The sequence below is a fragment of the Paenibacillus sp. FSL P2-0121 genome, assembly GCF_037975345.1.
Taxonomy (GTDB): Bacteria; Bacillota; Bacilli; order Paenibacillales; family Paenibacillaceae; genus Paenibacillus_AQ; species Paenibacillus_AQ odorifer.
On the sequence record NZ_CP150245.1, the window covers coordinates 3,183,413 to 3,210,175 of the forward strand.

Annotated in this window: 29 protein-coding genes; 22 read left to right on the top strand and 7 right to left on the bottom strand. The window is 41.4% G+C overall.

Features of this window, described 5'->3' with window-relative positions; translation table 11 throughout:
- Positions 1 to 33: 33 nt before the first annotated feature.
- A complete protein-coding gene (locus MKY54_RS14110; RefSeq protein ID WP_339190842.1) occupies positions 34 to 2,337 on the bottom strand; it encodes an MMPL family transporter in 2,304 nt (767 codons plus the stop codon).
- A gap of 47 nt (positions 2,338 to 2,384) precedes the next feature.
- Positions 2,385 to 3,005: a TetR family transcriptional regulator gene (locus MKY54_RS14115; protein WP_076183795.1), complete on the bottom strand. Its 621-nt coding sequence runs from the start codon at positions 3,003 to 3,005 to the stop codon at positions 2,385 to 2,387.
- A gap of 295 nt (positions 3,006 to 3,300) precedes the next feature.
- Between MKY54_RS14115 and mraY the strand changes: the two genes are divergently transcribed.
- The 16 genes from mraY to MKY54_RS14195 all read left to right on the top strand — a co-directional run bounded on the left by mraY (position 3,301) and on the right by MKY54_RS14195 (position 16,622).
- On the top strand, positions 3,301 to 4,254 hold the full coding sequence (gene mraY, locus MKY54_RS14120; RefSeq protein WP_076183800.1) for a phospho-N-acetylmuramoyl-pentapeptide-transferase: 954 nt from the start codon (positions 3,301 to 3,303) through the stop codon (positions 4,252 to 4,254).
- Between the two features lie 106 nt (positions 4,255 to 4,360).
- The gene (locus MKY54_RS14125; RefSeq protein WP_076183917.1) at positions 4,361 to 4,672 is read left to right on the top strand and encodes a helix-turn-helix transcriptional regulator; all 312 of its coding nucleotides are present in this window, start codon (positions 4,361 to 4,363) and stop codon (positions 4,670 to 4,672) included.
- 81 nt (positions 4,673 to 4,753) lie between these two features.
- Positions 4,754 to 5,923 carry an MFS transporter gene (locus tag MKY54_RS14130; RefSeq protein WP_076305482.1) on the top strand — a complete coding sequence of 390 codons (1,170 nt, stop codon included), beginning with the start codon at positions 4,754 to 4,756 and terminating at the stop codon, positions 5,921 to 5,923.
- 152 nt (positions 5,924 to 6,075) lie between these two features.
- A complete protein-coding gene (locus tag MKY54_RS14135) occupies positions 6,076 to 6,696 on the top strand; it encodes a thermonuclease family protein (RefSeq protein ID WP_076126181.1) in 621 nt (206 codons plus the stop codon).
- Between the two features lie 67 nt (positions 6,697 to 6,763).
- Complete coding sequence (locus MKY54_RS14140) at positions 6,764 to 7,204, top strand: NUDIX hydrolase (RefSeq protein WP_248548331.1); 441 nt, start codon at positions 6,764 to 6,766, stop codon at positions 7,202 to 7,204.
- Positions 7,205 to 7,411: 207 nt separating this feature from the next.
- Positions 7,412 to 7,771: a BlaI/MecI/CopY family transcriptional regulator gene (locus MKY54_RS14145; protein ID WP_076126183.1), complete on the top strand. Its 360-nt coding sequence runs from the start codon at positions 7,412 to 7,414 to the stop codon at positions 7,769 to 7,771.
- Between the two features lie 11 nt (positions 7,772 to 7,782).
- Positions 7,783 to 9,315, top strand: a complete 1,533-nt coding sequence (locus MKY54_RS14150; RefSeq protein ID WP_339190846.1) for a M56 family metallopeptidase — start codon at positions 7,783 to 7,785, stop codon at positions 9,313 to 9,315.
- 135 nt (positions 9,316 to 9,450) lie between these two features.
- A complete protein-coding gene (locus MKY54_RS14155) occupies positions 9,451 to 10,554 on the top strand; it encodes a PRK06851 family protein (protein ID WP_339173924.1) in 1,104 nt (367 codons plus the stop codon).
- 148 nt (positions 10,555 to 10,702) lie between these two features.
- On the top strand, positions 10,703 to 11,419 hold the full coding sequence (locus tag MKY54_RS14160; protein ID WP_076126189.1) for an AzlC family ABC transporter permease: 717 nt from the start codon (positions 10,703 to 10,705) through the stop codon (positions 11,417 to 11,419).
- Positions 11,416 to 11,727, top strand: a complete 312-nt coding sequence (locus MKY54_RS14165; protein WP_036686713.1) for an AzlD domain-containing protein — start codon at positions 11,416 to 11,418, stop codon at positions 11,725 to 11,727. Before MKY54_RS14160 ends, MKY54_RS14165 begins: the two co-directional genes overlap by 4 nt.
- Positions 11,728 to 11,758: 31 nt before the next feature.
- Complete coding sequence (locus tag MKY54_RS14170) at positions 11,759 to 13,258, top strand: PLP-dependent aminotransferase family protein (RefSeq protein ID WP_339190849.1); 1,500 nt, start codon at positions 11,759 to 11,761, stop codon at positions 13,256 to 13,258.
- A 36-nt stretch (positions 13,259 to 13,294) separates the two neighbouring features.
- Entirely contained in the window at positions 13,295 to 14,284 is a 990-nt protein-coding gene (locus tag MKY54_RS14175; protein WP_339190852.1) for an ROK family protein, read from the top strand.
- Between the two features lie 80 nt (positions 14,285 to 14,364).
- Complete coding sequence (locus tag MKY54_RS14180; RefSeq protein WP_076275723.1) at positions 14,365 to 14,631, top strand: PQ-loop domain-containing transporter; 267 nt, start codon at positions 14,365 to 14,367, stop codon at positions 14,629 to 14,631.
- Between the two features lie 34 nt (positions 14,632 to 14,665).
- The gene (locus tag MKY54_RS14185; RefSeq protein ID WP_339190855.1) at positions 14,666 to 15,556 is read left to right on the top strand and encodes a serine/threonine protein kinase; all 891 of its coding nucleotides are present in this window, start codon (positions 14,666 to 14,668) and stop codon (positions 15,554 to 15,556) included.
- Between the two features lie 48 nt (positions 15,557 to 15,604).
- Positions 15,605 to 16,024 (top strand): NUDIX domain-containing protein, encoded by a 420-nt coding sequence (locus MKY54_RS14190; RefSeq protein ID WP_339190857.1) that lies wholly within the window; start codon positions 15,605 to 15,607, stop codon positions 16,022 to 16,024.
- Between the two features lie 64 nt (positions 16,025 to 16,088).
- Positions 16,089 to 16,622, top strand: coding sequence for a hypothetical protein (locus tag MKY54_RS14195; RefSeq protein WP_248548180.1), 534 nt, complete (start codon positions 16,089 to 16,091; stop codon positions 16,620 to 16,622).
- Positions 16,623 to 16,633: 11 nt separating this feature from the next.
- Here the strand turns inward: MKY54_RS14195 and MKY54_RS14200 are convergent, their stop codons facing one another.
- Positions 16,634 to 17,068 carry a DUF4395 domain-containing protein gene (locus tag MKY54_RS14200; protein WP_076126204.1) on the bottom strand — a complete coding sequence of 145 codons (435 nt, stop codon included), beginning with the start codon at positions 17,066 to 17,068 and terminating at the stop codon, positions 16,634 to 16,636.
- Between the two features lie 1,124 nt (positions 17,069 to 18,192).
- Between MKY54_RS14200 and MKY54_RS14205 the strand changes: the two genes are divergently transcribed.
- Positions 18,193 to 18,762 (top strand): TetR/AcrR family transcriptional regulator, encoded by a 570-nt coding sequence (locus MKY54_RS14205; protein WP_076186025.1) that lies wholly within the window; start codon positions 18,193 to 18,195, stop codon positions 18,760 to 18,762.
- A gap of 50 nt (positions 18,763 to 18,812) precedes the next feature.
- Complete coding sequence (locus MKY54_RS14210) at positions 18,813 to 20,267, top strand: DHA2 family efflux MFS transporter permease subunit (protein ID WP_076130929.1); 1,455 nt, start codon at positions 18,813 to 18,815, stop codon at positions 20,265 to 20,267.
- A gap of 195 nt (positions 20,268 to 20,462) precedes the next feature.
- Here the strand turns inward: MKY54_RS14210 and MKY54_RS14215 are convergent, their stop codons facing one another.
- The 4 genes from MKY54_RS14215 to MKY54_RS14230 form a co-directional block, all read right to left on the bottom strand.
- Complete coding sequence (locus MKY54_RS14215; protein ID WP_339190862.1) at positions 20,463 to 21,281, bottom strand: SDR family oxidoreductase; 819 nt, start codon at positions 21,279 to 21,281, stop codon at positions 20,463 to 20,465.
- A gap of 59 nt (positions 21,282 to 21,340) precedes the next feature.
- Positions 21,341 to 21,874, bottom strand: a complete 534-nt coding sequence (locus MKY54_RS14220; protein WP_076186019.1) for a PadR family transcriptional regulator — start codon at positions 21,872 to 21,874, stop codon at positions 21,341 to 21,343.
- Positions 21,875 to 22,084: 210 nt separating this feature from the next.
- A complete protein-coding gene (locus MKY54_RS14225; RefSeq protein ID WP_076309349.1) occupies positions 22,085 to 22,579 on the bottom strand; it encodes a hypothetical protein in 495 nt (164 codons plus the stop codon).
- A 158-nt stretch (positions 22,580 to 22,737) separates the two neighbouring features.
- Positions 22,738 to 23,112 carry a hypothetical protein gene (locus tag MKY54_RS14230; protein WP_339190865.1) on the bottom strand — a complete coding sequence of 125 codons (375 nt, stop codon included), beginning with the start codon at positions 23,110 to 23,112 and terminating at the stop codon, positions 22,738 to 22,740.
- A gap of 233 nt (positions 23,113 to 23,345) precedes the next feature.
- Between MKY54_RS14230 and MKY54_RS14235 the strand changes: the two genes are divergently transcribed.
- The 4 genes from MKY54_RS14235 to MKY54_RS14250 are packed head-to-tail and all read left to right on the top strand — an operon-like array spanning position 23,346 to position 26,750.
- Complete coding sequence (locus MKY54_RS14235) at positions 23,346 to 23,678, top strand: PadR family transcriptional regulator (protein WP_339190867.1); 333 nt, start codon at positions 23,346 to 23,348, stop codon at positions 23,676 to 23,678.
- A complete protein-coding gene (locus tag MKY54_RS14240; RefSeq protein WP_076194343.1) occupies positions 23,675 to 25,000 on the top strand; it encodes an FtsW/RodA/SpoVE family cell cycle protein in 1,326 nt (441 codons plus the stop codon). The genes MKY54_RS14235 and MKY54_RS14240 overlap by 4 nt, the downstream gene beginning before the upstream one ends.
- A gap of 59 nt (positions 25,001 to 25,059) precedes the next feature.
- Positions 25,060 to 25,971 carry a hypothetical protein gene (locus MKY54_RS14245; protein WP_076194340.1) on the top strand — a complete coding sequence of 304 codons (912 nt, stop codon included), beginning with the start codon at positions 25,060 to 25,062 and terminating at the stop codon, positions 25,969 to 25,971.
- 14 nt (positions 25,972 to 25,985) lie between these two features.
- Positions 25,986 to 26,750 carry a M15 family metallopeptidase gene (locus MKY54_RS14250; RefSeq protein ID WP_339190870.1) on the top strand — a complete coding sequence of 255 codons (765 nt, stop codon included), beginning with the start codon at positions 25,986 to 25,988 and terminating at the stop codon, positions 26,748 to 26,750.
- Positions 26,751 to 26,763 lie beyond the last annotated feature (13 nt).

Sequence of the window (26,763 nt, forward strand, 5' to 3'; positions counted from 1 at the left end):
GGAATACAGGACTCAGGCTGTTTATTATTGTATCTATTTCATGGAATTAGACTTGTCTTTAGCATTGAGTGTAGCAATCAGTTTCTCGCCTTCGACATCCAGGTTTGGCAGAATACGGTCGAGCCATTTTGGAAGTGCCCAAGCTTTGTTGCCGAAAATAGACATTACAGCAGGAACTAATCCCATTCGAATAATGAAAGCATCGATTAAGATCCCTACGGCCAGTGTAAAGCCAATTTGTTTAATCATGACATCATCCGTAAAAATAAACCCTGCAAAAACGGAGATCATAATTATAGCAGCGCCTACTACGACACGACTCACCTGGTTGTATCCATGAACAACGGACTCTGATCCCTCATGACCATGAACGTACGATTCACGCATGGAACTGACAAGGAAAACCTGATAGTCCATCGCAAGCCCATATAGGATACCCGTAACGATGATTGGCATAAAGCTTAGCAATGGGCCACCGGTGTCGAAACCAAAGAGAGAATGGAGCCAGCCCCATTGGAACACGGCTGTGGTGATCCCGAAGGTAGCGAGTATGCTAAGCAGAAAGCCGATCGTAGCTTTGATAGGAACGATAATCGAACGAAATACCAACAGAAGAATAATGAGCGATAGGAGAATGATGATTCCTACATAAATGGGAAATACATCTGCCAGTTTGGCCGACATATCGATGTTAACAGCGGTAAAGCCGGTAACCCCGAGTTTAACATCATTACTTTGAGCGATACTAGATTCCGTAGCCCGTAAATCATTCACCAGATTTTTGGTTGTTATATCGCTAGGACCCGTTTCTGGAATCAGACTGAAGATAGCCAAATCCTTAGTCATGCCCAGAGGAGTGACCAATGCGACATTCTTTTGAGCTTGGAGCTCTTTTACAAGATTTCCTAGGAGCTCCGGAGTGACTGGAGTGGAAGAATTCTTTGGTTCTGCAACCAGAATAAGCGGTCCGTTAAAGCCCTCTCCAAAACCCTCGGATATAGCATCATAACTTTGTCTTGCTACCGTATCCAAATTCGCTGAGGCAGCTCCGGGAATGCCCATTTCCATTTTTGCTATAGGGGTTGCTGCTACGCCAAGTACCACGACGATGGCAACAATAGTGACCCAACGATACTTGATGACGAATTTAACCCATCCATCAGCTATACCGCGGTTACCCGTTGTATGATGATCCTTGTTTTTCTTGCGAGCTTTAGGTGAACAGATGCGTTCACCCACCAATCCGAGCAATGCCGGCAATAGGGTTAAGGCAACAAATACGTTGATAAGGACGGTAGCAGCTGCTACTAACGCCATCGTAGATAAGAAAGTAAGCCCGATTACAAGCATACCGCAGAGAGCAATAATAACCGTCAAACCGGCGAAAAATACGGCGCTGCCGGATGTGCCAATTGCTCTAGCCGCAGCTTCTTGTGCGCTTAATCCTTGATCAATAATCATCCGGCGTTGGCGATTTACAATGAAAAGAGCATAATCGATTCCGACGGCTAATCCAATCATAAGCGCCAAGACGGAAGTGACACTAGGCATTTCAATGAATTTGGAAATAGAAAATGCTCCACCTACACCGATGCCGACTCCAAGCAGTGCAGTTATAAGGGGCAGACCTGCTGCAACGACAGAGCCAAGCGTCACCAGCAAAACAATTGCAGCAATGACAAGTCCGACAATCTCAGCTGATCCTACACCGATAGATACTGATTTGAGTGTCTCGCCCGGCAGTACAGTGATGTTGGTATCTTTCTCGACATTCTTGACGGTATCAATTACAGAATCAAAAATATCTTGAGAGATAGCAGATTGCTCAATGGTAAACTGGAATTGGAACAATGCAATGCTACCGTCTGCGGAAAGAATAACACCAGGTACTGGAACGCCATCTGCCATCAGAGGACCATAGGAAAGGGGTGCTGTGGCTGCTGCAGACTGATCCATACTGGCAGCCTGAGTTGCTTCAGTAGTTGAACTACTTGCTTCCGCTGCGTAATCCGCAGGATTAATCACTTCGTTTATACCGTAAACCTCATTAACACCTTTAGTGATCGCTGCCAAACGTTCTGGCGTATCCAGTCGCTCATTTTCAGGTGCTTTGAACACGACACTTCCTTGTCCACCAGATGCAGCCGGAAGTTCTGTTGCTAATTGATCCAAAATCTTTTGCGATTCTGTGCCTTCAATCTTCATTTCTGAACTGATATGAATACCATTCATGCTGATCATAGAGATGACAATTCCTAAAATTAAAATCCAACCTAAAATGAAGTACCCAGGTTTGCGATAAGCGGTTTTTCCCACTCTGTATAATAATGTTGACATGTATCTATTTTACACTCCCTCGATGATGAAAACTGATTGTTAGCCTATTAGAATCCGTTGCGTAAATATCCGTAAATAGTTTCCAAAAATTGATCGAACGTAAGAGTTTCAGGAGTTGGATCGTCGCTCGTCGTTTGTCCCGGAAGCAGCACATTAAGTTTTCCGTCAATTAAGGGAAGTACAGTTCCGTAAACCGAATTTATAAGCAGATAAGTATAGACCTCGTCATACTTACCATTTGACAAGTGCAACAATGTTTTTTGTGCTCCAGTTTGCGTAAGATGTATTGCTCTTAGATAATGGGGCTCGAGAGCTGGGAATTTTCGGGAAAGTAAAGAAAGCTCACGCAACCTCCCTATAAGCTCAGATGTAAGTTGCATCTTAATTAGTTGATATAAGGTATCCAGCAGGGAGGCATTTTCAGGGATTTTGGTGAGCAATTCCTCATATTCATTCGTGTTCCGTACGGTAACTGCTCCCATCGCAACTGCCTCTTCCTTGCATGTGAAATAGTTTGCGAAAGTTCTTCTGGAGTAGCCGACTTTTTGCACGATATCTTCAACAACAAAACCGTCCAACCCATGTTCAAGTGCAAGTTCGAATGCCGCTTCAGCTAGCGCTTTTTCAGTGGCTTCTTTTTTGAAATCTCTCAACGTTTGTTTAATCATAATTTATGTATACACCTCCCATATAGCTGTAATTGTGGTGAAGATTAGGATTACTGACTTTATACTAATGCAAACTTGCCCAATGTGCAAACTTTCTCATTGGGCAAGTTTATACTTTGGGATCTGCTTATAGAAAATTCCCGGCAGTTTCACAGCAGAAAACAGGAAATAAAAATAGAATAATTTCTCTTTATCAACAGATGAAAAGAGTACATAATTACAGACGACCTCATTAACTCTAGAAATATTTTGTGAGTATTATAAATGATCTTTTTCAAAGAGGGGAGTTCGTTATATGTATGGAATTCTGGCTGTTTCCGGCCTGTCTTTTCTTCTGGTGGCGGTGTTTACGCCTCTATTGATCTGGACGCTGCATAGACTGAGGTTAACGCAGCCAATTCGTGCCGAGCTTCCAGCAGATCATCAGGCCAAACGGGGTACACCACTAATGGCAGGGTTGATCCTGCTTATCGGGATAGCGATTTCGCTGCAGTTTCAACCCGGGCCTCTAATGTTACTCTTATGCGTTACGTTTTTGTTGTTTAGTTCAGTCGGATTTTTGGATGATTTCAAAAAGGCTTTTTGGCAAAATCCATCCGGCATCAGCGGCCGCTCAAAACTAGTGCTTCAATTTCTTTTTACTGGAATTATATTATATGTGTTGTTCCATTCGTTCGGCCTGACGAGTGATATCGAGTTATTTAAAGGGCAAAATCTGCAGTTGCCTGTGTACCTTTATGTGGCCATCATTTTGCTGTTTGTGGTCGGCTCCGCGAATGCCATCAATTTTACAGATGGTCTCGATGGGCTATTGATCAATGTTGCCATACCGTCGTATTTTTTCTTTTTTATGATTTCGGACAAACCTGAAGTGCAGACATTTTCACTTGTTATGATCGGTTGTCTGCTAGGGCTTTTGCTTTACAATATTTATCCTGCAAGAGCGTTTATGGGCGATACTGGATCACTGGCCATCGGTGGCTCCCTTTCCGTTCTGGCTGTCATTGAAAAGGTTGAGCTCTTGCTTCCGATTTTATTTTTCATTTATTTTGCGGAGCAGTTGTCGGTCATTTTACAAGTTTGGTACTACAAACGGACGAAGCTGCGGCTATTCCGGATGGCTCCGATCCATTACCACTTCAGCTTAAAATACGGATGGAGTGAGAACAAAATCGTGATGATTTTCGGTTTCATTTCTTGGGTATCCGTACTGCTGTGCTGGTTGATATGGAAATATTTAATTCACTAAACGAACAATTCGATACGAAACATGAATCTACATAATGTTATTGCAACAACGAGACATCGGCATCTTTTGTATTTACAAATCTATAAAAATAGATATAATGGAACACATGGAACCTTTATTGATATTCAAAGCGTTGTCTAACGAGACTCGTAGTCAAATTATGATGTGGCTAAAAACTCCCGAGGAATTTTTTGATGAAAAGCCTTATTTACAACAAGGCCTAAATTTTCAAATTGGGATTTGCGTGGGAGATATTCAAGCTAAAGCGGGGCTTGCACAGTCGGTTATTTCGAGCTATCTATTGACTATGCAAAAAGCTGGTTTGCTGGAATCTGAGCGAATTGGGAAGTGGACGTATTATCGTCGAAACGAAAAGACAATTCAAGAGTTTTCCGAGTATATTAAAGAGAAACTATAGGAGAAAGGAGGAAGGGCTTTTTTTTGGTAATACATATCTACAAATCTAAATATGTAAATATAAATGGAGGATTATTTTAAAATGAAAAAGGTTAACCCTTTGCTTATTATTATTTTGGCTTTAGGCGTATTTGGCATTATTACAACGGAAATGGGGATTATAGGTGTTCTGCCACAGGTAACTCAAAAATTTAATATATCAACTTCTCAGTCTGGATGGCTTGTAAGTATATTTGCTTTAGTTGTTGCTATTTCAGGTCCATTTCTGACCTTATTGGCTTCTGGAATTAATCGTAAAATAATTCTATTAACTGCTGTGCTTATTTTTGCAATTTCAAATATTGTTTATGCGTATACGACCATGTTTGAAGTAATGCTGATTTTCCGTATTATCCCTGCTATTTTTCATCCCGTGTTTTTTTCAGTTGCACTTGTTACCGCTGCCCAACTTGTCCCTCCGGAAAAGAGCACCAAAGCAGTTACAAAGGTTTTCGCCGGAATAACGGTCGGGTTTGCTTTTGGTGTGCCTTTGACTTCTTATCTCGCGGACAAAATTTCGTTAGAAGTCGCTTTTCTGTTTGGAGCTGTCGTAAGTATAATTGCCTTTTTAGGAATACTAGCTTGGCTTCCTTCCATGCCAGTTAAAGAAAAAATGTCATATGGTAAACAACTTGGTATTTTACGCAAACCCCTATTGTGGTTAAATATTGTGGCAGTTATTTTTATCTTTGCAGCTATGTTTTCTGTGTACAGTTACTTTGCTGAATATCTTGGGCAGGTAACACATATGAACGGGTCATGGATTAGTATCATGTTGATGGCCTTTGGGATAATCATGATTTTTGGGAATTTTTTATTTGGAAGCCTTTTGCATAAAGGCATTACAAAGACCGTTATCATGTTTCCATTGTTATATGCGGTAACTTACTTATTCGTATATTATCTAGGTTCTTATTTCCTTCCGATGGTTGTTATCATAATTATTTGGGGGGCAGTGCATTCCGGCGGACTGATTGTCAGTCAAGCATGGTTAACGACCGAAGCGAAAGAAGCTCCCGAATTCGGTAACAGCTTGTTTATCTCATTTTCCAACCTTGGAATTACTATAGGGACTGCTATCGGTGGTTGGTTTATTTCTCACGCAGGAATACATCAACTCATCTGGATCGGAATTATGTTTTCCCTGCTTGCTTTCTTATCGATCATAATCAAAATAAAGATTTCCAAATTAAACGTGGTGGAAGTAGAGTAAAGGCGAAACAGCGATAGCCAAGTATCTTTTTTCTGGTACATGGCTGTCGCTGTTTTCTATGATTAGTAGTACAGTCTTGTGTTTTTAAGTTTTTTAATTTATTTTTAATAGACCCCATGAAATTACATACGTGTATAAGAAAGAGGTTAACAATGAATAAGATTTATCTAGTAAAAAGCTTTCTAGCTATCACACTCTTACTTGGAACAACAACTGCCTGCAACTTAGCCGAGCAGATTACTTTAGAGCCAGTTCCAACGATTACGGCTGATTCCAGTTCTGGATTGGGTTCTACGCCAGACAATACAACAGAGGACAACAAACGTTTAATAGATGCAAAGGTAACACGAGTAGTCGATGGTGACACCATGAAGCTGACTATAGGCGGAAAAAAGGAAACCATTCGTTTATTGCTGGTTGATACTCCAGAGTCAGTGAATCCGAACATCCCCGAACCACAGCCCTTTTCGCTAGAAGCTTCTGATTTCGCCAAAAAGATGCTTACGGATAAAGATGTACAAATTGAACTTGATGTATCGGAGCGGGACAAATATGGCCGCCTACTTTGTTACCTCTATATAGATGGGAAAATGTTCAATGAGATTCTGCTAGAGCAGGGTTATGCACGTGTAGCCTATGTATTTGCACCTAATACAAAATACGTAGATCAATTTAGAGCGATTCAGGATAAGGCGCGAGAGCGGGGAATAGGTATTTGGAGCATTGAAAATTACGCGCAAGACAATGGTTTTCATGTGCAGAAAAAGAAATAAATTTTAATTAGCTTAGGATATTTGAGCCTATTAGAAGAAAGGATGTAGTTTTTTGAGCGATTATATTATGGAGTTAAGAAAGCTGGTAGGTACCAGACCCCTTATAATGGCAGGTGCCTGTGTTTTATTGTGCAGCAATCATCAATTATTATTACAACGTAGAACGGACAACGGATGCTGGGGTTTGCCAGGTGGCTCGATGGAGCTTGGGGAGACTTTAGAAGAGGTCGCTAAGAGGGAGCTTTTTGAGGAAACGGGCTTAACAGCCAAAGGTCTTGAATTGTTCGACATGTTCTCTGGAAAAGATCTTTATTATAAATACCCGCACGGGGATGAAGTATATAATGTTGTGGCTGCGTATCTATGCACAGACTTTGATGGGGCGCTAAAAGTAGATGGAATTGAAGTGCAAGAATTGCGTTTTTTTTGTTATGAAGAATTGCCAAGCGAGCTGTCTCCTCCAGATGTTCCCGTCATTAAGAGGTTTTTGGATCGTTTTGTGAAGTGATGTCGGATGGTATTCAAAAGATTAAAGAGGGCTGCCTAGTGGTAGCCCTTTCTTTAGTTTATTTTGGCCATTTCCTCGGGAGTTTCAGTACAACCACGAATTTTTCTGTTGAAAATAACTATAGCAGCAGTGTTGACTTCGTCAAACTATTGGAGTAGTCTGTATCCAAGACCCAAACTATTGCAATAGTGTAAGGAGATGATTTAAATGACTATTAAACTTTTTGATTCGGAACTTAAAGTAATGGAAGTGTTATGGAAAGAAGGAGATAGGTCTGCCAAACAAATTTCTGATATTTTGAAGGCTGAGATTGGTTGGAATATGAATACAACTTATACTGTTATCAAAAAGTGTATTGGTAAAGGTGCAATTGAGCGCTATGAACCTAATTTTATGTGTCATGCGTTAATTGCTAAGGTGCAGGTACAAGAAATGGAGACAGATGAGCTGATTGACAAGGTGTTCAATGGTTCTGTCGACAAGTTATTTGCATCCTTACTGGGGCGTAAGAAATTATCTGCTCAACAGATTGAGAAGCTCAAACAAATCGTCGATAACGTTGAATGAGGTGATGGCCTATGAGCACCTTTATGAATATGAGTTTTACTGCTGCGGTGATGATCGTGGCTATTATTGTCATTCGATCGCTGGTCATCAATAAGCTGCCTAAGAAAACCTTTATGGTGTTATGGGGGGTGGTTGTATACAGACTACTGATTCCCTTTTCTTTGCCGTCACCATTTAGTATTTACACATGGGTTGATAGTTTACCTTTGAATAATTCGAACAATGTGACTTTCGTTAATCCGTCCTCCCCTCTAACCTTACCCATGAATCTAGTAGGTTCGACTTCGACTTCTGAGGTTCAGTCGATTAATAACCATTTGTCTTTTGCTATCTCGTCTATCTTAGTCATTTGGATAATGGGTATGGTTATTTCCGCATTGTACTTCATCATCACTTATGTGAAATGTCGAAGAGAATTTCATGCTTCTTTGCCTGTTGATCATCCAGTTGCTTTGAAGTGGCTAGATGAACATAAGTTGACTCGCACGATACAGATCCGGCAATTGGATTTAATCCGTTCACCCCTAACCTATGGAATTAAGCATCCAGTAATCCTACTGCCGAAAAATACAGACTGGAGTAATGTTGAGCAGATACAATACATTCTTATGCATGAACTAGTACATATTCGACGATTCGATCAGATAACGAAGCTGATATTAACAGCTGTTCTCTGTGTTCATTGGTTTAATCCGTTAGTGTGGGTCATGTATATGCTGGCTAATCGTGATATTGAACATTCCTGTGATGAAACGGTTGTGCGATCATTTGGCGAAACAACGAAAAGAGCTTATGCGATGTCTCTTATAACAATGGAAGAACGAAAGAATAAGCTAAACCCTTTAAGCAATCATTTTTCAAAAAATGCGATTGAAGAAAGGATTATGATGATTATGAAGATGAAAAAAACGACCACCTTTGCGACTGTTCTAGCCATTGTCTTAGTTGTTGGTGCTACGGCTGTTTTTGCAACCAGTTCAGCGAAGTCTGCTGGCTTGAACACGAATCAAGATTCATCTGTGTTGACTCGTGGGGACAATGATAATATTCAGTACTCAACGAATGGAGGAAAGACATGGATGAACCAAGTGGAGTATGAAGCAAAATATCCCGTTTCAGATGTAGAATGGTGGACTTATGATGAATACAAAGCTTGGCTCGAAGATGAAAAAATAGAACTCCCAAAAATAATTGGAGGAAAAGCATGGACCTCAGGAGATGGGTGGTTCACATGGACACAGAAGCGTGTGGATGATGTTATCGCTAGGTATGAAAAAAATCTTGCTGATATTAAGAACGGGACAAAAATTTCAAAGACCGTGAATGGTCAGGACGACATGATGTTGTCCTCTAATGCGACTGAAATAAGTACTTCTGTCTACAGTGAAACCATTTCGTCGGACAACGGTGAGGTTATCTCATTTGGCCCGTTTGACACGAAGGAAGAGCTTCTTGCTAAGGTTAAACCTTACTGTGAGCAACAAGTCAAGCAAGGAAATATGACGCAGAGGGAAGCGAAAGAGATACTGAGCAAATACAATTAAGAATAATCCAAGAGTGTGTTGTCACATAAATGTTAGATTCCTGCTTAACTTCGATTTCTAAAGCGTCACCCTTCCCGCAGAACGTTAATAAGATGAACAATGAAATATGACATCAGCCCGGAAAGGTGTGCGATTATGGACGGAACAATCCTGAATTTCTTTGCTGGCGGTAACACAGCTCACGGCTTCTCTAACCTCTATGAGTCGTCATTGCAAGGTTTAACACGTTTGTTTGTTTTAAAAGGAGGCCCCGGTACGGGGAAAACTAGAATCATTCGAGAAATTGGAGATCTTCTGGCTCAACAAGGTTATGAGATCTGGTTAATTCACGCAGCGTCAGATAATGATTCACTCGACGGAGTGGTTATTCCTGAATTAAAAGTAGGAATTATAGATGGTACGGCTCCACGGGTCATTAAGCCAGAATTGCCTGAAGAGGCCATCATACATGTGAATTTGGAGCAGGCCGTCGATACGCTCCAGTTAAGCCAGCGTTGTGTTGAGATCGACAGCTTAGTTGATCAGTACACGGAAGAGCATGAACTAGCTTATTCAGGCTTTGCTGAAGCACTCCGCATTCATGACGAATGGGAAGCGATTTATATTGCGACAATGAATTTCCAAGCCGCTGATGAGCTGACTCAGGAGTATATTCAACTTCTGTATGGTGATCAGAACTTCGAAAAAGTAAGCCGAGTGGATCACCGTTTTTTAGGTGCAGCTACGCCTAAGGGTGCAGTGGATTTTGTACCTAATTTAACCGCAGGGCTAAAAAGATATCTTGTAAAAGGTCGCGCGGGTTCCGGTAAATCTACACTTTTAAAAAAATTGGCGGCTGAAGGAATAAAACGTGGTGTCGATGTTGAGATTTACCACTGTGGTTTCGATCCGAACAGCCTTGATATGATTATCGTACGCGAGCTTGGGTTTGCTATTTTTGACAGCACAGCTCCGCATGAGTATTTCCCTGATCGTGCCACCGACGAGATTGTTGATATGTATTCACGGTGCATTCAGCCAGGTACGGATGAAGCTTTTGCCGAAGCCATCGCAAGTATTAAAGAGCGATATTCCAGCACCATGAAACAATCCATTCAACATCTGACAGATGCCAAAGTATTTTTGGATGAGTTAAAGACAATCTATGCCGCAGCTACAGATTTTGACCATGTAGATCAGATTAAATCACAAATTCAACAAGAAATCAGCGGGATTATGGAAAGTCCTCAGGAGGTTTAACCTTCATTAAAGATCGCTCTCTTAGCGGGCGGTCTTTTTTCTATGTCAAGAAATTGGTATGGTACATACGCACCCATGCGGTTATTTCCACCAGAATTGTATCCAAGTATGCTCTCTCTAGGGACAACGATAAGGGAGAGAGAAACTTATGAGTGATCAGAAAGTGATGTTTAGAACGGGTCTTAAGGATTCTGTAGCTATTGTTGCAGGATTTATTCCTGCTTGTTTTACGTTTGGATTGGTCGGTAAGGGATTAGGCCTGGGGAGTCTGGAAGTGTTCTTATTGTCAGCGCTCGTATTTGCGGGAGCCAGCCAATTTATTGGCGTAAAAATGCTTGCCGCTGGTGCCGCCGCTCCAATGATCCTGCTGCTTACGTTGATCATTAATTTAAGATATTTGTTTATCAGCCTATCTTTTGGGAGTCAGCTTGACCGTACAATCAATCCGCTGGCCAAAGTCTGGATTGGGTTCAGTTTAACAGAAGAAGTGTACGCTGTTAGTATGATCCCCCGCAATCATTCAAAAGAAAATATAACTCTTCCATATTTGCTGGGTCTACAAATTCCTCCGTATATAGCAAATTTGCTGGCAACAGCTGCGGGAATATCGCTGGCATCCTACATTCCGGCTATATACTTACCTGCTTTGAACACCTCATTATATGCCTTACTGATAGCACTAATAGTGCCACAACTAAAGGGAAGCATTCGGAATTTGGCCATATGTTTAGCAGCGGCGGGTTCTTCATGGCTTCTACATCCCGTACTTGGAAACTCCTCGATACTTGCAGCTATGTTAATTGGTATGGCAGTAGGGTCCTTATTTCGAGAGCAAGCTGAAGTAGAAAAGGAGGTATCCGTATGACTATTCTGATCATTATCGGGATGGCAATCCTTACATTTTCATTTCGTTTTGTACCTTTGCTGCTGACAAAGCATACGAATGGCTCTTCCAAAGTCCAAGCTTTGTTGGAATATTTGCCTATCGCGGTTCTTAGTGCTTTAACGGTTCCTGGGATATTTCAGGTGGACGCAGATGACAATCTTGTAGGTATCGCTTCGGGTATAGTCGCTGTTATACTGGTATTAATTAGGAAAATCCCGCTGTTACTCGTGATCTTAGGCGCTGTTTCTGCAGCACTAATTGTAAAAATCCTTACTATGAACCATTAAGAAAACCCGGATTAGAAGGGTAGGAAATCTTATGAAGCATGAATTGCTGATTACTCTCGATAAACAAAGACCTATTCCATTAAGCCGTCAAATTTATGAGCAGGTTCGTAATGCTATCCATTCAGGAGCTTTAAGTGGGGGGGATTCACTGCCTCCATCAAGGACTTTGGCTAATCAACTGGAAGTATCCAGAAGTGTAATTCTTCAATCCTACGAGCTACTACAAGCAGAGGGTTATCTGGAGATGAGAAAAGGGGCAGGAACCTATATAGCGGGGCTGCCGGTGGAGGAGAAAGACCCCCAGAATTCTGAGAACCCTTACAATTTTATAACGAAAGGTCCTGATTTCCTTACACTCAATCCTTCTTCTATTATAGAAAACGACTTGAACACAGTATTATGTAATTTTCGGCACGGTGTACCTGCATGGGACGCTTTTCCAATGGATCAGTGGCAAAAAGCATTAATGAATGCCTGTCGTCGTGCATCTCCTGATACTTTGGGTTACGGCCCGGTCGAGGGCTCTTTGGGACTACGCCAAGAGATTGCACGTTTATTACGGTCCACACGTTCGATGCCCGTGGTTCCGGAGCAAATTGTGATTACATCCGGGGCTACGCAGGCATTGGATATATTATCGAGAATTTTTGTTTCAAAAGGTGATCATGTTATTGTTGAAGATCCATCACATAACGTTGTGCGGGAGATTTTTTCGTTCGCTGGAGCGGTGGTTACACCCATAAGGGTTGACCTAGAGGGTATTTCTGTAGATGAGCTTCAAGTAAGCTGTGATACCATCAAAGAAGGTCCTCATAAAAAACCAAAACTAGCTTATGTCACTCCCTCGCATCAGTTTCCTTTCGGGGTGACCCTGTCGATGAAACGAAGAGTGCAGTTACTGGAATGGGCCAAAGCCAATCAAGCTTTTATTATTGAAGATGATTATGATAGTGAATACAGGTACGAGGGTCCGAAGCTATCATCACTTGCTGGACTAGATGTTGACGGTAGAGTAATTTATGTAGGCAGTTTTAGTAAAGTGTTATTTCCTTCTCTGCGCATAGGTTATGTTGTATTGCCTCCGACTTTGATTCAACCTTTTTTGGCGGTCAAATGGATAACAGATCGTATGTCTTCTGCTCTGGATCAGGAAGCGTTGGCGGAATTTATTCAGAATGGACATTATGCAAGGCATGTTACGCAGATGGGGAAACTTTATGCTGCCCGCAGGGCTTGTCTAGTAAAAAGTTTGGATGCTGAATTTGGCAGTCGTGTACGCTATTATGGGGAAGAGGCGGGTCTTCATTTATTAATTGAACTGGAATCCAATGCCGAAGAGCATCGCATAGCTGAATTGGCGTTACGATATGGAGTTCGGGTCTATCCTGCGTCTTCTTATTTTGTGGGCAGTAAACCTCAAGGTCCTGTCTTTCTACTTGGTTATTCTAATCTCACCGAGAATCAGATTAAGATGGGTGTGAACCGCTTGATGTTAGCTGAAACGGAAGCGGCAGTTAGTACTAGAACTTAATCGAAAGCGATAGAATATCTAATTCTGGAGGTTTTTATGAAACGGTCTATGATAGGGATTGATCTTGGCGGAACCAATATTAAAGCAGGGATTTACGATACTGATTTTATAGCTGTAAAAGAAAGATCTATACCAACAGAGGCTGCTAAGGGCCCAGCCCATGTGTTGGGACGGATTAGAGAAGCAGTACGTTTAATCACGGATGAAGCGAATATTCCATTAGATCTGGTAGAAGGAATGGGAATCGGAGTGCCAGGATTACTTGATCCAGTAACGGGAATTTCTTTTTTCTCACCGAATTTTCCGGATTGGGAGCTTGTACATGTTGTAGATGAGATGAAAAAATTCTATGACTTTCCTACTTTTATTGATAATGATGTTAGGGCTAATCTTTATGGTGAATGGCAACAAGGTGCAGGAAGAGGGTATAACAATCTGGTTCTGATTACCTTGGGAACGGGATTAGGGTCGGGTATTGTGAACGACGGAAAAGTGATCTACGGTACGTCTTATAGCGCTGGTGAAATTGGGCATATGAATATGTACAGGAACGGGCGTCCCTGCAAATGTGGAAGCTCCGGTTGTTTGGGGCGATATGTGTCCGCGATTGGCATGGTGAATACTTTTAAAGAGAAGCTGAAAGAAGGTCGAACAAGTATTATTCAGACTTGGACTAAGGATCAAGTTGAGCAAATTACCGCGTTAATGATATCTGAGGCTTACGAACTTGGAGACGCTCTCTCTATGGAAGTAATGCAGGAGACTGGAACTATACTTGGATTTGGATTAGCGAATGTTGTGAATATCCTCAACCCGGATCTTATTATTGTAGGTGGGGGAATGGCAGCGGCGGGAGATAAATTGCTCCAACCTGTAAGAGAGACTGTGCATCAGCATGCGTTGAAGCTATCAAGCAGTAAGTGTAAAATTGTTCAAGCAGAGCTTGGGAGTCGAGCAGGAACTATAGGTGCGGCCTCTTATGCGTATAGTAAGCTGCAAGATGCAGGGAAATTAAACTTTGCTTAGTGTTATTTGTTTTTTTACATGAAATGGAACCAGATCGAGCCGCCCGGAATACAACTGTATAAAACCGTGGAGGTGCTCTTATGTTTGCAATCATGCAATTAATAGGTGGAGTGATTCTTTCTTTGGGATGGATCCCGCAGATTGTTCAAATCCTCAAATCAAAATCCGTAGCCGATTTAAATCTCAAATCGTATTTACTTATGCTGCTCGGGATTAGTTTAATGGAAGCTTATGCGATCAGTTTGGCGGTTACGGGGGTTGGATTAGCTTTTTTGATTACGAATACGATGTCTTTATGTGTTGTATTGCTGGTTATTATTCTAGTGATTAAATATCGAACAAGATAATGAATGAAGCTTATTAATTTAAACTGGATAGTGAATGCAGGAGGTTAATTTGCGCGAAAAAAATTATACATATGAAATCGATGCGGTAACTTTTCAATTACAGGAAGCCTGTGATTTTGCTTGGTTAACTAAGCTGGGAAAAGTGTTTAAAGTGTTCGATCAGCAAGACTCCGGAAATCTTTCTTTTGGCGTGGAGCAGGATGGGAAGAAGTATTTTGTGAAATTTGCTGGGGCGAAACCTTTGACTTATGCCGGGAATCCTCAGGATGCTGTTAACCGTTTAATTGAAGCTATTCCGTTATATAACGAACTTAGATATGATGCGCTGATCACGCTACTGTCGCATTTTGAAGTTGAGTCGGGGTATGTAGCAGTCTTTGATTGGTTTGCAGGTGAATGTTTACATTCGCATTGGCTGTTTGCGGGAGAAGCGAAGCTGAGTCATCCGGAGTCGCCTTTTTTTCGTTATAAGCAATTATCCGTTGAAAAACGTCTGTCTTCATTAGATGTAATCTTTTCGTTTCATGAATATGTGGAGTTACAGGGTTATGTGGCTGTCGATTTTTATGATGGAAGTATTCTATATGATTTTGTAAACGATGAAACTAAAATTTGTGATATTGATTATTATAGACGTAAGCCTACTGTAAATGATCTAGGAGAGAACTTCTGGGGTTCATCCAGATTTAAGTCACCGGAAGAGTTTATCTTGGATGCACCGATTGATGAAGTTACGAATGTATTTAATATGGGCGCCACAGCATTTGTTTTGTTAGGAGGAGCATCCGATCGATCGTTTGCAAAATGGGAAACCAGCCAAGCCCTCTACGAGGTTGCTTTGCGGGCTGTCAGTGCGGTGAGGGAGCAGCGGTATCGGAATGTAGCAGAATTTAAATTGGCTTGGGATGCGGCAAAAAATGTTTGAGGCTGGTGGGAAGGCGAGGGATATAATTTGCAGGTAAACTTTTTTGAGTTGGATAAGGAAAAAGAAGTTGAGCTGAAGTACGTTGTTATTATGGTTAAACATGGTGAAGAATGGATCTTAGCGAGACATCAGAACCGTTCGACGTGGGAGTTTGCCGGAGGGCATATAGAGGTTGGCGAAATCCCGGAGCAGGCTGCTGCCAGAGAATTATATGAAGAAACGGGTGCGGAACAATTCTTACTTTTTCCAATAGCTATTTATAGGGTCACTAGTATTGACGCTCCAGAAAATTATGGTAAGTTATATTTTGCAAATGTGGAACAGTTCGCAGAACTTCCTCCTTATGAGATGGCAGAAATCAGAGGATTTACTGAGATACCAAAAGAACTGACGTATCCCTTGATTTACCCAGCCTTGATATCAATAGTTCAGGATTTCATTAACCATTCATCTTCAGCTGTAGGATAAGAATGATAGCCCTGCTGTTGTCACATGATATGATTAATAAATAGAACAAGCAGGAGGGATTTCATTGAAAAGAGACATTCAGCATGTACCCTATGGCTATGAGCCACCAGTTGAGCAACGTAAAGGGACTTTAGTGTTTTACGACTCTTTTGAACATATAACAGATCAAGAGCTTGAAGTGGCAGCAAAAACTGCAGCAGACCGGCGTTTCACCAAACTGGTGTTATATCCACTTCATGAGGAAACGGTGCGACGGATGACCAAAGAGCCGGTGAGCGCTTATTATAAGCGAGAGGACCGGCTGCATGAATGGAAAAGGGAGCAAGGGCGTAGCTTTATCACGGTAGAGAGTTTGGAAGGGAAGCGAAAGAAGTATACTCCGCTTGATTCAGCGTTGCGGCATCTTTTGGAGATCTATCCTTCGCCGATTTTTCTGTATTTAACGCCTGAGGTGGCGAATCAGTTTGCGTCTTATTCTTCTTTTGAAGAGTGGATTGTAAAGATTCGGTTATTGTTGCCAGCTGCACCTTCATCACTGCATCCACGGTTACTAAAATTTCGCCATCGCTGGGATGTTGTTGGAGAAGAGAGAGATTAAAATTAACAAATTTAATTTGTGCTGCTTTGTTTACGTCTATAATTGTACATTCTCCATTGATAATGGATAAAACATCCGATACAAAAACCTAGGATTGCCACAGTGGCGGCCACCGCAACGAGCGCTGTGAAAATGTAAGCTGCGATCGTCCAGCCAACGATGAAGCTGATGAGACCCCCTGCGAGGCAGAAGACAGCTATGCTTTGATTAAACTGTTGTTGTGACCAGTCTTCGAGTACATAGTGGGAACGCTCTTTTGTCAGAAACCTGGCAGCTAGCTTAATGATGGGATTATAACCGAACAAAAGACCGAGCAATCCGGCAAACAAGGGCAGCGCTAGTATCCAGTGTTGTCCTGTTAGCCATGTTAATATTACAGAAATGACGATAAACGCCTGATTAGTTTTTACTAATGGCCGGGGAATTCCTTTGGGCACGTTTTGCATTTTATTCACACCTTTCTCATTGGAATAATTATAGTATACGCTGGGATTGTGGGAATGGGAAGTAGAGAATTTCAAGCGGACATGGGGTGTCGGAAGTTGATTTAGGGAGGGTTGGAGAAGGTATGGAGATGGCTGGAAGCGGATGGGGAAGATGGGGCGGATGGAGGCAGATGAAGCAGATGGGCGGATGAAGCAGACGGGCTAGAAGGGGGCAGATGGAGCAAATGGGGCGAGTGGGGACAGAAGGAGCAGATGGGCTGGATGGAGGCAGGTAGTAATTTATTGAGAAAATACAGATGGACATTAATAGCATCCCACCCCAAGCACATTACGTCCTCACCTCCTCTCCACAGCACATTGGGCCTGCTCTCGTTCACACCATCTCCTGCACACCATCTCCTTTACACCATCTCCTTCACCTCATCTCATTCACTCCATCGGACCCCAGAGTCCTTATTTGCTGGAAAAGTAACCTTTTGAAAGATTAACGGACCCCAATGCAGCTATGAGCACAAAAAGGGATGAAAACAGTTCGGTTGGAGTGGAATAGCGACGGTGAGGTCCGATAAATTGTGAAAAGACATGATTTAGCGCAAATAGCTGCATCTGAGTCCGATAGGAATGTTAGCTTGAGAGCAAGTGTAGTACAGGGAAAACAAAAGTGTGGTAGTAAGTGTGAAGCAAGGGAGTACACGGACAAATGCATGCGCGGAAATAGTGTGAGGCATGTGTGCGACCTAATGAAGCTTAATAGCTCGATGAGAAGTAAATGTGAAGTAGAAGGATGTACGAAATTAGGAGCTATCGGACCCCAGAGTCCTTATATGCTGGAAAAGTAACCTTTTGAAAGATTAACGGACCTCAATGCAGCTAAGTGCACAAAAAGGGATGAAAACAGTCCGGTTTGAGGGGAATAGCGGCGCTCAGGTCCGAAAATGAGCCCAAAAGCATGTTTTAGCACAAATAGCTGCATCTGAGTCCGATAGGGAGGATGGAGCTAACCCAACCCCCACGATCTTCCACCAAAATTACTTTGAATTTAAGTAATTTATGTGTTGACATATCTCTTTGAAATATGGTTTTATTATGTAGACCAATTGTTATAATGCAAAGGAAGTGTCAGCTTGTCGAACAAGCCGAATACGCGTGAGGCGATTTTGGACACAGCTTCGAAATTGTTTTTTTCTCAGGGATATCATGCAACAGGACTGAATCAGATTATTAAAGACAGCGATTCACCGAAGGGGTCTCTTTATTACTACTTTCCTCACGGTAAAGAAGAACTGGCTTTAACATGTATTAACCGGACTAGTGAAGTTGTCGCGCAGAAGCTTAGACATCATATGGAGAACAGCAAGAGTGCGTCTGAGGCAATGGAGGATTTCATTCTAGGAATGGCTAAAGATGCTGTGGAATCCTCATACGAAGGGATTGTTCCGTTTAGTTTTTGGTTGGCGGCGGAGACATCCTGTATTAGTGAGGAGCTGCGGACTGCATGTAAATCTGTGTTTATGGACTTGCAGGATGTGATCAAGAAACGTCTTTTGGATGAGGGCGTAGAGAACAAGCCCGCGGCCGATAAGGCTTCAGTGGTAATCTCTTTATTTGAAGGGGCGCTTCTCCAGACGCTGACTTTTCGGGAGGAACAACCGCTTCTCGCGGCGGCAAAGTTTATCCCAGTAATACTTGGTTAGATACAGACAAATAGATAAGATTATCAGGAGGATTAAGGGTGGAAGCAACTATGCAAGGGAACCAACAAAAAGAGGTCAAGAAGTTTAAGACTATTCCAATTCTTGTCTCTTTATTACTAGCAGGTTTTATCGGAATGTTCAGTGAAACGGCATTAAATGTTGCCTTAAGTGATCTTATGAATGTCCTACAAATTACCCCAGCAACAGCACAATGGTTGACAACAGCTTATCTGCTTACACTGGGTATACTAGTACCAATTTCGGGGATGCTGCTTCAATGGTTTTCGACGAGACAGCTGTTTATAGCGGCTTTATGTTTTTCAATCCTAGGAACATTCCTAGCGGCAGTATCACCTAACTTTGAGTTCTTACTTACAGCAAGAGTGGTTCAAGCTATGGGAACAGCGCTTCTGTTGCCACTGATGTTTAATACAATCCTTATCATCATTGCTCCTGAAAAACGGGGGGCAGCAATGGGGATGATCGGTCTGGTTATCATGGTTGCTCCGGCGATTGGGCCTACCATTGCTGGACTGCTAATTGAAAGCCTCAGCTGGCACTGGATCTTCTGGTTGTCATTGCCATTCTTAGTGATTGCATTGATATTCGGGATTCTGTTCATGCAGAATGTAACAAAGGTGACGAAACCGAAGATTGATATCCTCTCCATTGTGTTATCTTCACTCGGGTTTGGCGGTATTGTGTTTGGTTTCAGCAGCGCCGGTGAAGAAGCGGGCTGGGGAAGTCCGAAAGTGATCATTGCAATCATCGTAGGTGTAGTAGCACTGTTATTGTTTGGGCTTCGTCAAATGAAGATGAAGGAGCCAATGATTAATCTGCGTGCTTTTAAATATCCAATGTTCGCTATTGGTGTAGCTATGGTATTTATTTGTATGATGGTTATTCTGTCCTCCATGTTGATTCTTCCGATGTACCTTCAACAAGGACAAGGTTATACAGCTTTCAAAGCGGGTCTGTTGCTGCTTCCAGGTGGAATTATAAACGGATTGATGTCCCCAATTATGGGTCGTATGTTTGATAAATACGGTCCGAAATGGCTCGTGATTCCAGGTCTGATTATTGCAGCAGTAGCCTTGTGGTTCTTCTCCAGTATTACTGTAGCTTCTACGGTTGTGTTCGTAATCGTACTTCACAGTACGCTTATGATTGGTATTTCAATGGTATTTATGCCGGCACAGACGAATGGTATTAACCAGTTGCCACTAGAACTTTATCCAGATGGTACAGCTATTATGAATACACTGCAGCAGGTTGCTGGTGCCATTGGTACTGCATTAGCAGTCAGCATTATGACCGCGGGTTCAAAAAGCTACATGAAAACTGTGGAGAACCCAGCAGATCCAGCTAATATGTTACCTGCGTTCACGAACGGTGTACAAAATGCTTTTATTTTCGGAATGAGTATGGCGATTGTAGGACTAATTCTTGCTTTCTTCATAAAAAGAGTAGTTGTTAATCATAAAATGAATACCCCGATGCATTAATAAATAAATTTGACGCAAGAAAAGGTGTGCGAATAGGTTAGTTTGTAAAATCCCCTTAGGATTGACAGTGAAAAAAAGTTCATGATCTCATGGACTTAACACTGTTGATCGAAGGGGATTTTTTTGTTCGCAATAAGAAAGAGGACCACTCCTCGGTAGAATACCGAAAAGCGACTCCACTTAAAGCTTTCTTTTTTAAGAAAAATGCTGGGATATATTAGTCAGATATTCTTCTTCGGCCGTATTTTCTTTCATTTGAATGAGCATTTTTGCATCTTCACCAACAACATATCGGAATTGACTTGTCCCATCTGTAGCGGCTTGATATATTGTTTCCGCAACAAGTTCTGGAGGCGAAGCATACGCAGGTTGTTTTTCCATCTCACCCAATTTACTCAAAAATGCAGTAGTAAAAGGTTTATATTCCGTTAATGCTTCATTAAAAAAGAACTCCATCGATCTACCACCAAAGTCTGTCTGAATGGCACCAGGTTCAATTAACTTTACTTTGATGTTTTGTGATGCTAATTCATAAGATGCGGATTCAGAAAAACCTTCTACGGCGAATTTCGTTGAATGATACAGAGACATTGTAGGAAAGGTTACTTTTCCACCCATAGAAGAGATATTGATCAGCAAACCATCTTGATTAGCTCTAAAATGTGGCAGCATGGCTTTTGTCATACTGATAAGACCAAAAACGTTGACTTCAAACTGTCTTCTGATCTGCTCATCTGTAGCTACTTCTATAAGTCCCATTGTTCCATAACCAGCATTATTGAGAAGAACGTCAATTTTACCGAACCGTTTGATCGCCTCCTCTAACGCAGGTTGAATCGTGTCTGCTTTCTCAACATCGAGCCGTAACACCAACACATTATCAAGTGTAGTGAATTCACTTTCTTGTTCAGGTGAACGCATCGTGGCTACCACATTCCATCCTCTTTCAGCAAAATGTTTTGCTGTAGTTCTACCGATACCAGACGAAGCACCCGTTATAAAAATTGTTTTCATCTACAATTCCTCCTAAAAGTTTTATGAGCGGTACATCTTAACCTGGTTCGTATTAAAACTCACTTCGTAAGTACTAACTTCTCCATGTTTAACAATCCCTCAGCAATGGTTGTTAGTTTAGCCTTATATTCTTCTATGCCAATTTGAATGCAGATGATCTGTGCTGGATGCATTTCATCTTTATAAAGCGAATACTGAGCGAGTAATTGATCTAACTTATGTTGTGATTCCTCTTGAGCTTGCTTCAACCAAATAATCACCTTCTCATACCCGACAAATTCACCAAAATAAAGCCTCATCATAAAATCAGATTTCTTAATACTGTCAGCCTCTAGTGGGGCTAGTAAATAGGCATTAAAACTATCTCTTCCTTTATCCGTGATGTTTAAAAGATTTTTATTAGGCTTACCTTCCTGAGGTATGTTTTCCTTAGTAATCAGACCCTCATTTTCCATGCGAGCAAGTGTAGGGTAAATCGTTCCATAACTAGAACTATAGAAATTAGAGAATATTTCTTCCAATAACTGCTTTATTTCGTATCCAGTCAACGATTTTTTCATAAGCATGCCTAAAATAACATCCTGACTGTTCAAAATAGGGCCTCCTTTAAGTTTCTAAATATTTGTATATCGTTATCACAATATATCAGACCTTTATATATTGAGTCAATATATATTGGACGGATACTTGGAGTTGTTTTTTTATGTATTCATAATAATTAAGAGACATCCCGAAAAAACGACGATCGCTCCCTGGCAGAATACCGGGGAGCGATCGTCATTTAATTCTCACTTATTAAATTTTCATTGTGTCCATTCCATCATATATACTCGTTGTAACTCCACGTTAAGGATCACGATACAGTAGCTACCATCATCTTTTTTCTTATAGTAATAGAATCCTCTTTCTTCGAGTTCTATAGGGTTAGCCCAAAATAATTTTTCGTATTTTTCTTTTTCATTTGGATAAATGGCAATCACAGAGTCTTTGAAACTTGATATTCTCTCTTTTAAGGGGTCAATGGATTCAACATTGAGGGGATGCCAAAATGCTGCATCTTTGATTTCTTTGAATTGCTTTTCGTCATAATCTAATACGTAATAGCTTTCGCCATCCCCATGGAAACTGGGTGGACTTTCAAATATCACCTTTGACTCTGTAGGTTTAGAGATCGATATGCCCCAATTTATCTTCCACGTCTCATAATAGTTCATTGAATTGTTACGGAGCATATATCCAACGAAAATAAATATGAAAAGAACGGTAAAACTCAAGATTGTTATTGTTGTTTTTCTCATCGTTGATCTCCTCAACATGCTGCTTGTATTACCATTATTATACATGAATGAGGAGGGAATAAGGGCTTTCTTAATAAAACTTTACATACATAGATTTACGATGTATAGTTGTCCTAGGTATAAAAGGATAACTAATATTCATGATATACAGATATTAGTCATGGGAAAAAAAGCAAATCAACGGTATAAATCCCGTAGAATGAGCCGAATCCGGTCCGACGAAGCAAATCAACGGTATATATCCCGTAGAATGAGCCGATTCCGGTCCGAGGTAGCAAATCAACGGTATAAATCCCGTAGAATGAGCCGAATCCGGCTCGAGAAAGCAAATCAACGGTATAAATCCCGTAGAATGAGCCGAATCCGGCTCGACGAAGCAAATCAACGGTATATATCCCGTAGAATGAGCCGAATCCGGTCCGCAGAAGTAAATCAACGGTATAAATCCCGTAGAATGAGCCGAATCCGGCTCGACGAAGCAAATCAACGGTATAAATCCCGTAGAATGAACCGAATCCGGCTCGACGAAGCAAATCAACGGTATAAATCCCGTAGAATGAGCTGAACCGGACCGAGGAAGCAAATCAACGGTATATATCCCGTAGAATGAACCGAATCCGGCTCGACGAAGCAAATCAACGGTATAAATCCCGTAGAATAAGCCGTATCCGGACCGCAGAAGCAAATCAACGGTATAAATCCCGTAGAATGAGCCGAATCCGGTCCCACGCCAATTGTAATGTTAGAATTTAGGAGGTGTTAGCTGTTGAAAGTAAGTAAAGAGATGCTGAAGGGCAGTACGGGTACGTTAATTCTGACTCTTTTACTGGAGAATCCATTATATGGTTATGAGTTAATCAAAGAGCTGGAGCTGAGATCACAGGGTGTTTTTTCATTAAAAGAAGGAACCTTGTATCCAATTCTGCATGCGATGGAAAGTGAGCGCTGGGTAGAGGCTTACTGGATGGAGGTAGAGGGAAGGAAGCGTAAGTACTATAGAATTCTGGATGAAGGTAAAGAGAAACTCAAGGAGAAAAAAGCAGAATGGGTTATGTTTAAAGGTGCAGTTGACTCCGTTCTGGGAGAGGGTGGTGTATGATGAAAGAGAGGCAACAGCAATTTTTGGATGAAGTGTGTGCAGAGATTAAAGCGAAAAAAACTCACCCAGAGATACGTCAAGAATTAGCTAGTCATCTAGAAGATTTAATTTGTGAAAAAGAATCAGACGGTGTATCACGGGAAGAAGCCATAGCTTGGGCGATCGCACAAATGGGGAATCCGCAAACGTTAGGAAAAGAACTTCATCTAATACATAAACCACATGTACCTTGGGGATTGTTTGGCGTTGTAGCTATATTATCCGCGATCAGTCTGATCGGAATGAGTTCTGTGGATGTAGGCTACAGTGATATTGTTAAAGGTGCTTTTTTGGATAATGCGTTTAGACGCCAAGCGATAAATATACTTATTGGAATTGTATTGATGTTTGGATTGTATTTCATTGATTTCAGAAAGCTGAGAAGTTTCTCGTGGGTATTATACGGAACATCAATAGCAGGAATTCTGTCGAGTATATTCTGGGGGATAACAATAAATGGAGTAAATTATGGTCCTAGGATTTTTTTGATCTTACCTGATATGACATCCTATCGTCCTTATGTTTTGATAGTCGCGTTAGCAGGGATTTTAGTGAATCGTAAGGAATCGGCTAAAAAGAAAACTTGGCGAAGTGGGTTGTTCGACATAAGCCTTCTGTTAGCACCTGCATGGCTTCTTATCTCTTTAAACTCTCTTCCAGAGCTTGTAGTGTATCTAATCTCTTCACTACTATTATATGTATGGATTACTCGCGATTGGATAAAGAGTGTAGTATTATTAGGGTTCTTTGTAATAGTTGGACTAATGTTCATCTTCAATAGCGACTACCTGATGGTCAGAATTATTAGTGCAATAAATCCATCTTTAGATCCAGAAGGTTATGGCTATATATATCAAGTAATGCGTGAAGTTATTAGCTCAGCGGGTTGGTGGGGGCACGGATTCGGAGCAGTAGAACAAAAGCTGCCGTATGTTTACTCAGATATGTTGCCTGTCTATCTTATTCATTGTTTTGGTTGGGCGGGGGCGCTGCTTTTGCTTGCAGTTATCTCCTGGTTCTTTATCAAGCTTCTATCTACGATACGAGCGATTCGTGAGCCCTATGGACAAGCTTTAGTGTTGGGTTTGGCATTTTTACTAGCCATAAGACTAACCTATGGTCTTGCTGTTTTGAGCGGCGGAATGATGTTGACTTCTATCCCGTTCCCTTTCCTGAGCTATGGGAGTCATGTGTGGTTTGAATATGCGGCTATTGGACTTTTGATGGGCATTTATCGTAGGAAGGACATTGGAGCCGTCCAGGATAATACTGTACTGAGTTAGATTCAGGATCCTCTCGTATGTCTAATTATTAAGTATGAATACTTAAGGGAGGTCTTTTAATGGGATGGAAAAAAACAGGCTTGTTAAGTATTGCCTTTGCCCTAGGCTCTATGGGAGGGTTTGGGAGTATACATACAACTGATACTGTAGCTGCCGCAACTGTGAAAGAATCTGCAAAAGTCTATAACCAATTCCAACAATATGTACAGAAACCGGCATCTCTTGCTAACGCACGGAATTATTTGATTAACCATATCAAAGAAGTGGATACCTGGACAGCAACTCAGATGACACTCCAGCTCGAAAATGCACAGAAGGCATATTTACCTGTGTACTCTGAGAAGGTTTTTCCGGAGAATGTTCAGAAAGAGATAAATAATGCTTTTTCCAAAAGCAAAAATCTAACATACAGCACACTCCTTAATGCGATCAAAGATCCCAATGTACGCAATATGTTAATTGAAGGACGGGATAAGGGGTATAAGCTGGAGACTAGTGAGGGCATGTACTATCCAGTGATGCATTATGAGGGGTTCAAAAGCTTTAAGCCGTATGTCACGAAGGACATCGCTGCTTATATAGATATCATGGCCACTGAATCGAATCAACCAAGTGTTTTTGATGCAGCTATTGTGATTAGTTGGACAGAGTTAACGAACAGGGCGCTTGCACTGGAGGATTTTGTGACGAAATACCCAGCTTCCAATCGGTCAACCGTTCTTCAAAAAGAGCTGCTCAATGCAACTTCACGCTTATTATATGGATCAAGCAACACACCAGCTTATGACTATGATGAGCAAGTAATCAAACCTGAAGTAAAGAAGGCGTATGAGAATGCATTAAAAGGAAACAAAGGCGACACCAGAATCCTAATGATTTTAGAAAAACTACTGCAGTTACTTGATTCCACGAATAATAAACTCACACCTGAAGTGGAGAAATTTCTGAATCAAACGGTTAATTCGAAATGAAAAGGCGGGATCTATTGAGAAGCGGATTTAGAGGAACAAAAATCATAGTTTTCGCATTTGTGCTGTTGTTATGGACAAACACTATTTTTATGGGTAGCGCTGATGCAGCTTACGTTGGATCATCTACAGACAATGTACTGCAGCAAATGCAGCTGGAGAAGAAAAACAGTCTGCCGCAAGGATTTGTCTATTTGGATGAAGTAATTCCTACTGCTCAATTTGAGATTCGTTATTACGGGGACAATAATTTTGTAGGGAAGCGGATTGATGGTTATAAAGCGCCTTTAGCGATCTTTTCACAGACTGCAGCTACAGCCTTGAAGGCAGTAAGTGAGGATTTAGCCAAAAAAGGATATATCCTAAAAATCTATGATGCTTATCGTCCGCAGACCGCGGTGAATCATTTTGTAAGATGGTCACAGAATTCCGCGGATACTAAGATGAAGCAGCAATATTACCCGCTACTGGATAAACGTAATTTATTCAAACTCGGATTTATAGCGAAAAAATCAGGACATTCCCGTGGCAGTACCATCGATTTAACGATCGTCAATAAAGAGACCGGTGTAGATGTAGATATGGGCAGCCCGTTTGATTTTTTCGGAGATATCTCTTTTTATGATACATCGTTAATCACCAAGACTCAGAAAGCAAATCGCGCAATTCTCAAAGAGGTTATGGTGAAGCAAGGCTTTAAACCTTATAGTAAGGAATGGTGGCATTTTACGCTGATAAAAGAACCTTTTCCTAAGCAGTATTTTGACTTCAAGGTGGAATAATTATTTCTAAAGA

Excerpts from the sequence above, each read along its gene's own strand:
- MKY54_RS14135 (WP_076126181.1), top strand. The coding sequence starts at position 6,076 with ATGAATAAGATTTATCTAGTAAAAAGCTTTCTAGCTATCACACTCTTA.
- MKY54_RS14150 (WP_339190846.1), top strand. The coding sequence starts at position 7,783 with ATGAGCACCTTTATGAATATGAGTTTTACTGCTGCGGTGATGATCGTG.
- MKY54_RS14130 (WP_076305482.1), top strand. The coding sequence starts at position 4,754 with ATGAAAAAGGTTAACCCTTTGCTTATTATTATTTTGGCTTTAGGCGTA.
- MKY54_RS14125 (WP_076183917.1), top strand. The coding sequence starts at position 4,361 with ATGGAACCTTTATTGATATTCAAAGCGTTGTCTAACGAGACTCGTAGT.
- MKY54_RS14160 (WP_076126189.1), top strand. The coding sequence starts at position 10,703 with ATGAGTGATCAGAAAGTGATGTTTAGAACGGGTCTTAAGGATTCTGTA.
- MKY54_RS14210 (WP_076130929.1), top strand. The coding sequence starts at position 18,813 with ATGCAAGGGAACCAACAAAAAGAGGTCAAGAAGTTTAAGACTATTCCA.
- MKY54_RS14145 (WP_076126183.1), top strand. The coding sequence starts at position 7,412 with ATGACTATTAAACTTTTTGATTCGGAACTTAAAGTAATGGAAGTGTTA.
- MKY54_RS14110 (WP_339190842.1), bottom strand. The coding sequence starts at position 2,337 with ATGTCAACATTATTATACAGAGTGGGAAAAACCGCTTATCGCAAACCT.
- MKY54_RS14245 (WP_076194340.1), top strand. The coding sequence starts at position 25,060 with ATGGGATGGAAAAAAACAGGCTTGTTAAGTATTGCCTTTGCCCTAGGC.
- MKY54_RS14175 (WP_339190852.1), top strand. The coding sequence starts at position 13,295 with ATGAAACGGTCTATGATAGGGATTGATCTTGGCGGAACCAATATTAAA.
- MKY54_RS14185 (WP_339190855.1), top strand. The coding sequence starts at position 14,666 with ATGCAGGAGGTTAATTTGCGCGAAAAAAATTATACATATGAAATCGAT.
- MKY54_RS14215 (WP_339190862.1), bottom strand. The coding sequence starts at position 21,281 with ATGAAAACAATTTTTATAACGGGTGCTTCGTCTGGTATCGGTAGAACT.
- MKY54_RS14170 (WP_339190849.1), top strand. The coding sequence starts at position 11,759 with ATGAAGCATGAATTGCTGATTACTCTCGATAAACAAAGACCTATTCCA.
- MKY54_RS14140 (WP_248548331.1), top strand. The coding sequence starts at position 6,764 with ATGGAGTTAAGAAAGCTGGTAGGTACCAGACCCCTTATAATGGCAGGT.
- MKY54_RS14200 (WP_076126204.1), bottom strand. The coding sequence starts at position 17,068 with ATGCAAAACGTGCCCAAAGGAATTCCCCGGCCATTAGTAAAAACTAAT.
- mraY (WP_076183800.1), top strand. The coding sequence starts at position 3,301 with ATGTATGGAATTCTGGCTGTTTCCGGCCTGTCTTTTCTTCTGGTGGCG.
- MKY54_RS14225 (WP_076309349.1), bottom strand. The coding sequence starts at position 22,579 with ATGAGAAAAACAACAATAACAATCTTGAGTTTTACCGTTCTTTTCATA.
- MKY54_RS14155 (WP_339173924.1), top strand. The coding sequence starts at position 9,451 with ATGGACGGAACAATCCTGAATTTCTTTGCTGGCGGTAACACAGCTCAC.
- MKY54_RS14115 (WP_076183795.1), bottom strand. The coding sequence starts at position 3,005 with ATGATTAAACAAACGTTGAGAGATTTCAAAAAAGAAGCCACTGAAAAA.
- MKY54_RS14240 (WP_076194343.1), top strand. The coding sequence starts at position 23,675 with ATGATGAAAGAGAGGCAACAGCAATTTTTGGATGAAGTGTGTGCAGAG.
- MKY54_RS14165 (WP_036686713.1), top strand. The coding sequence starts at position 11,416 with ATGACTATTCTGATCATTATCGGGATGGCAATCCTTACATTTTCATTT.
- MKY54_RS14180 (WP_076275723.1), top strand. The coding sequence starts at position 14,365 with ATGTTTGCAATCATGCAATTAATAGGTGGAGTGATTCTTTCTTTGGGA.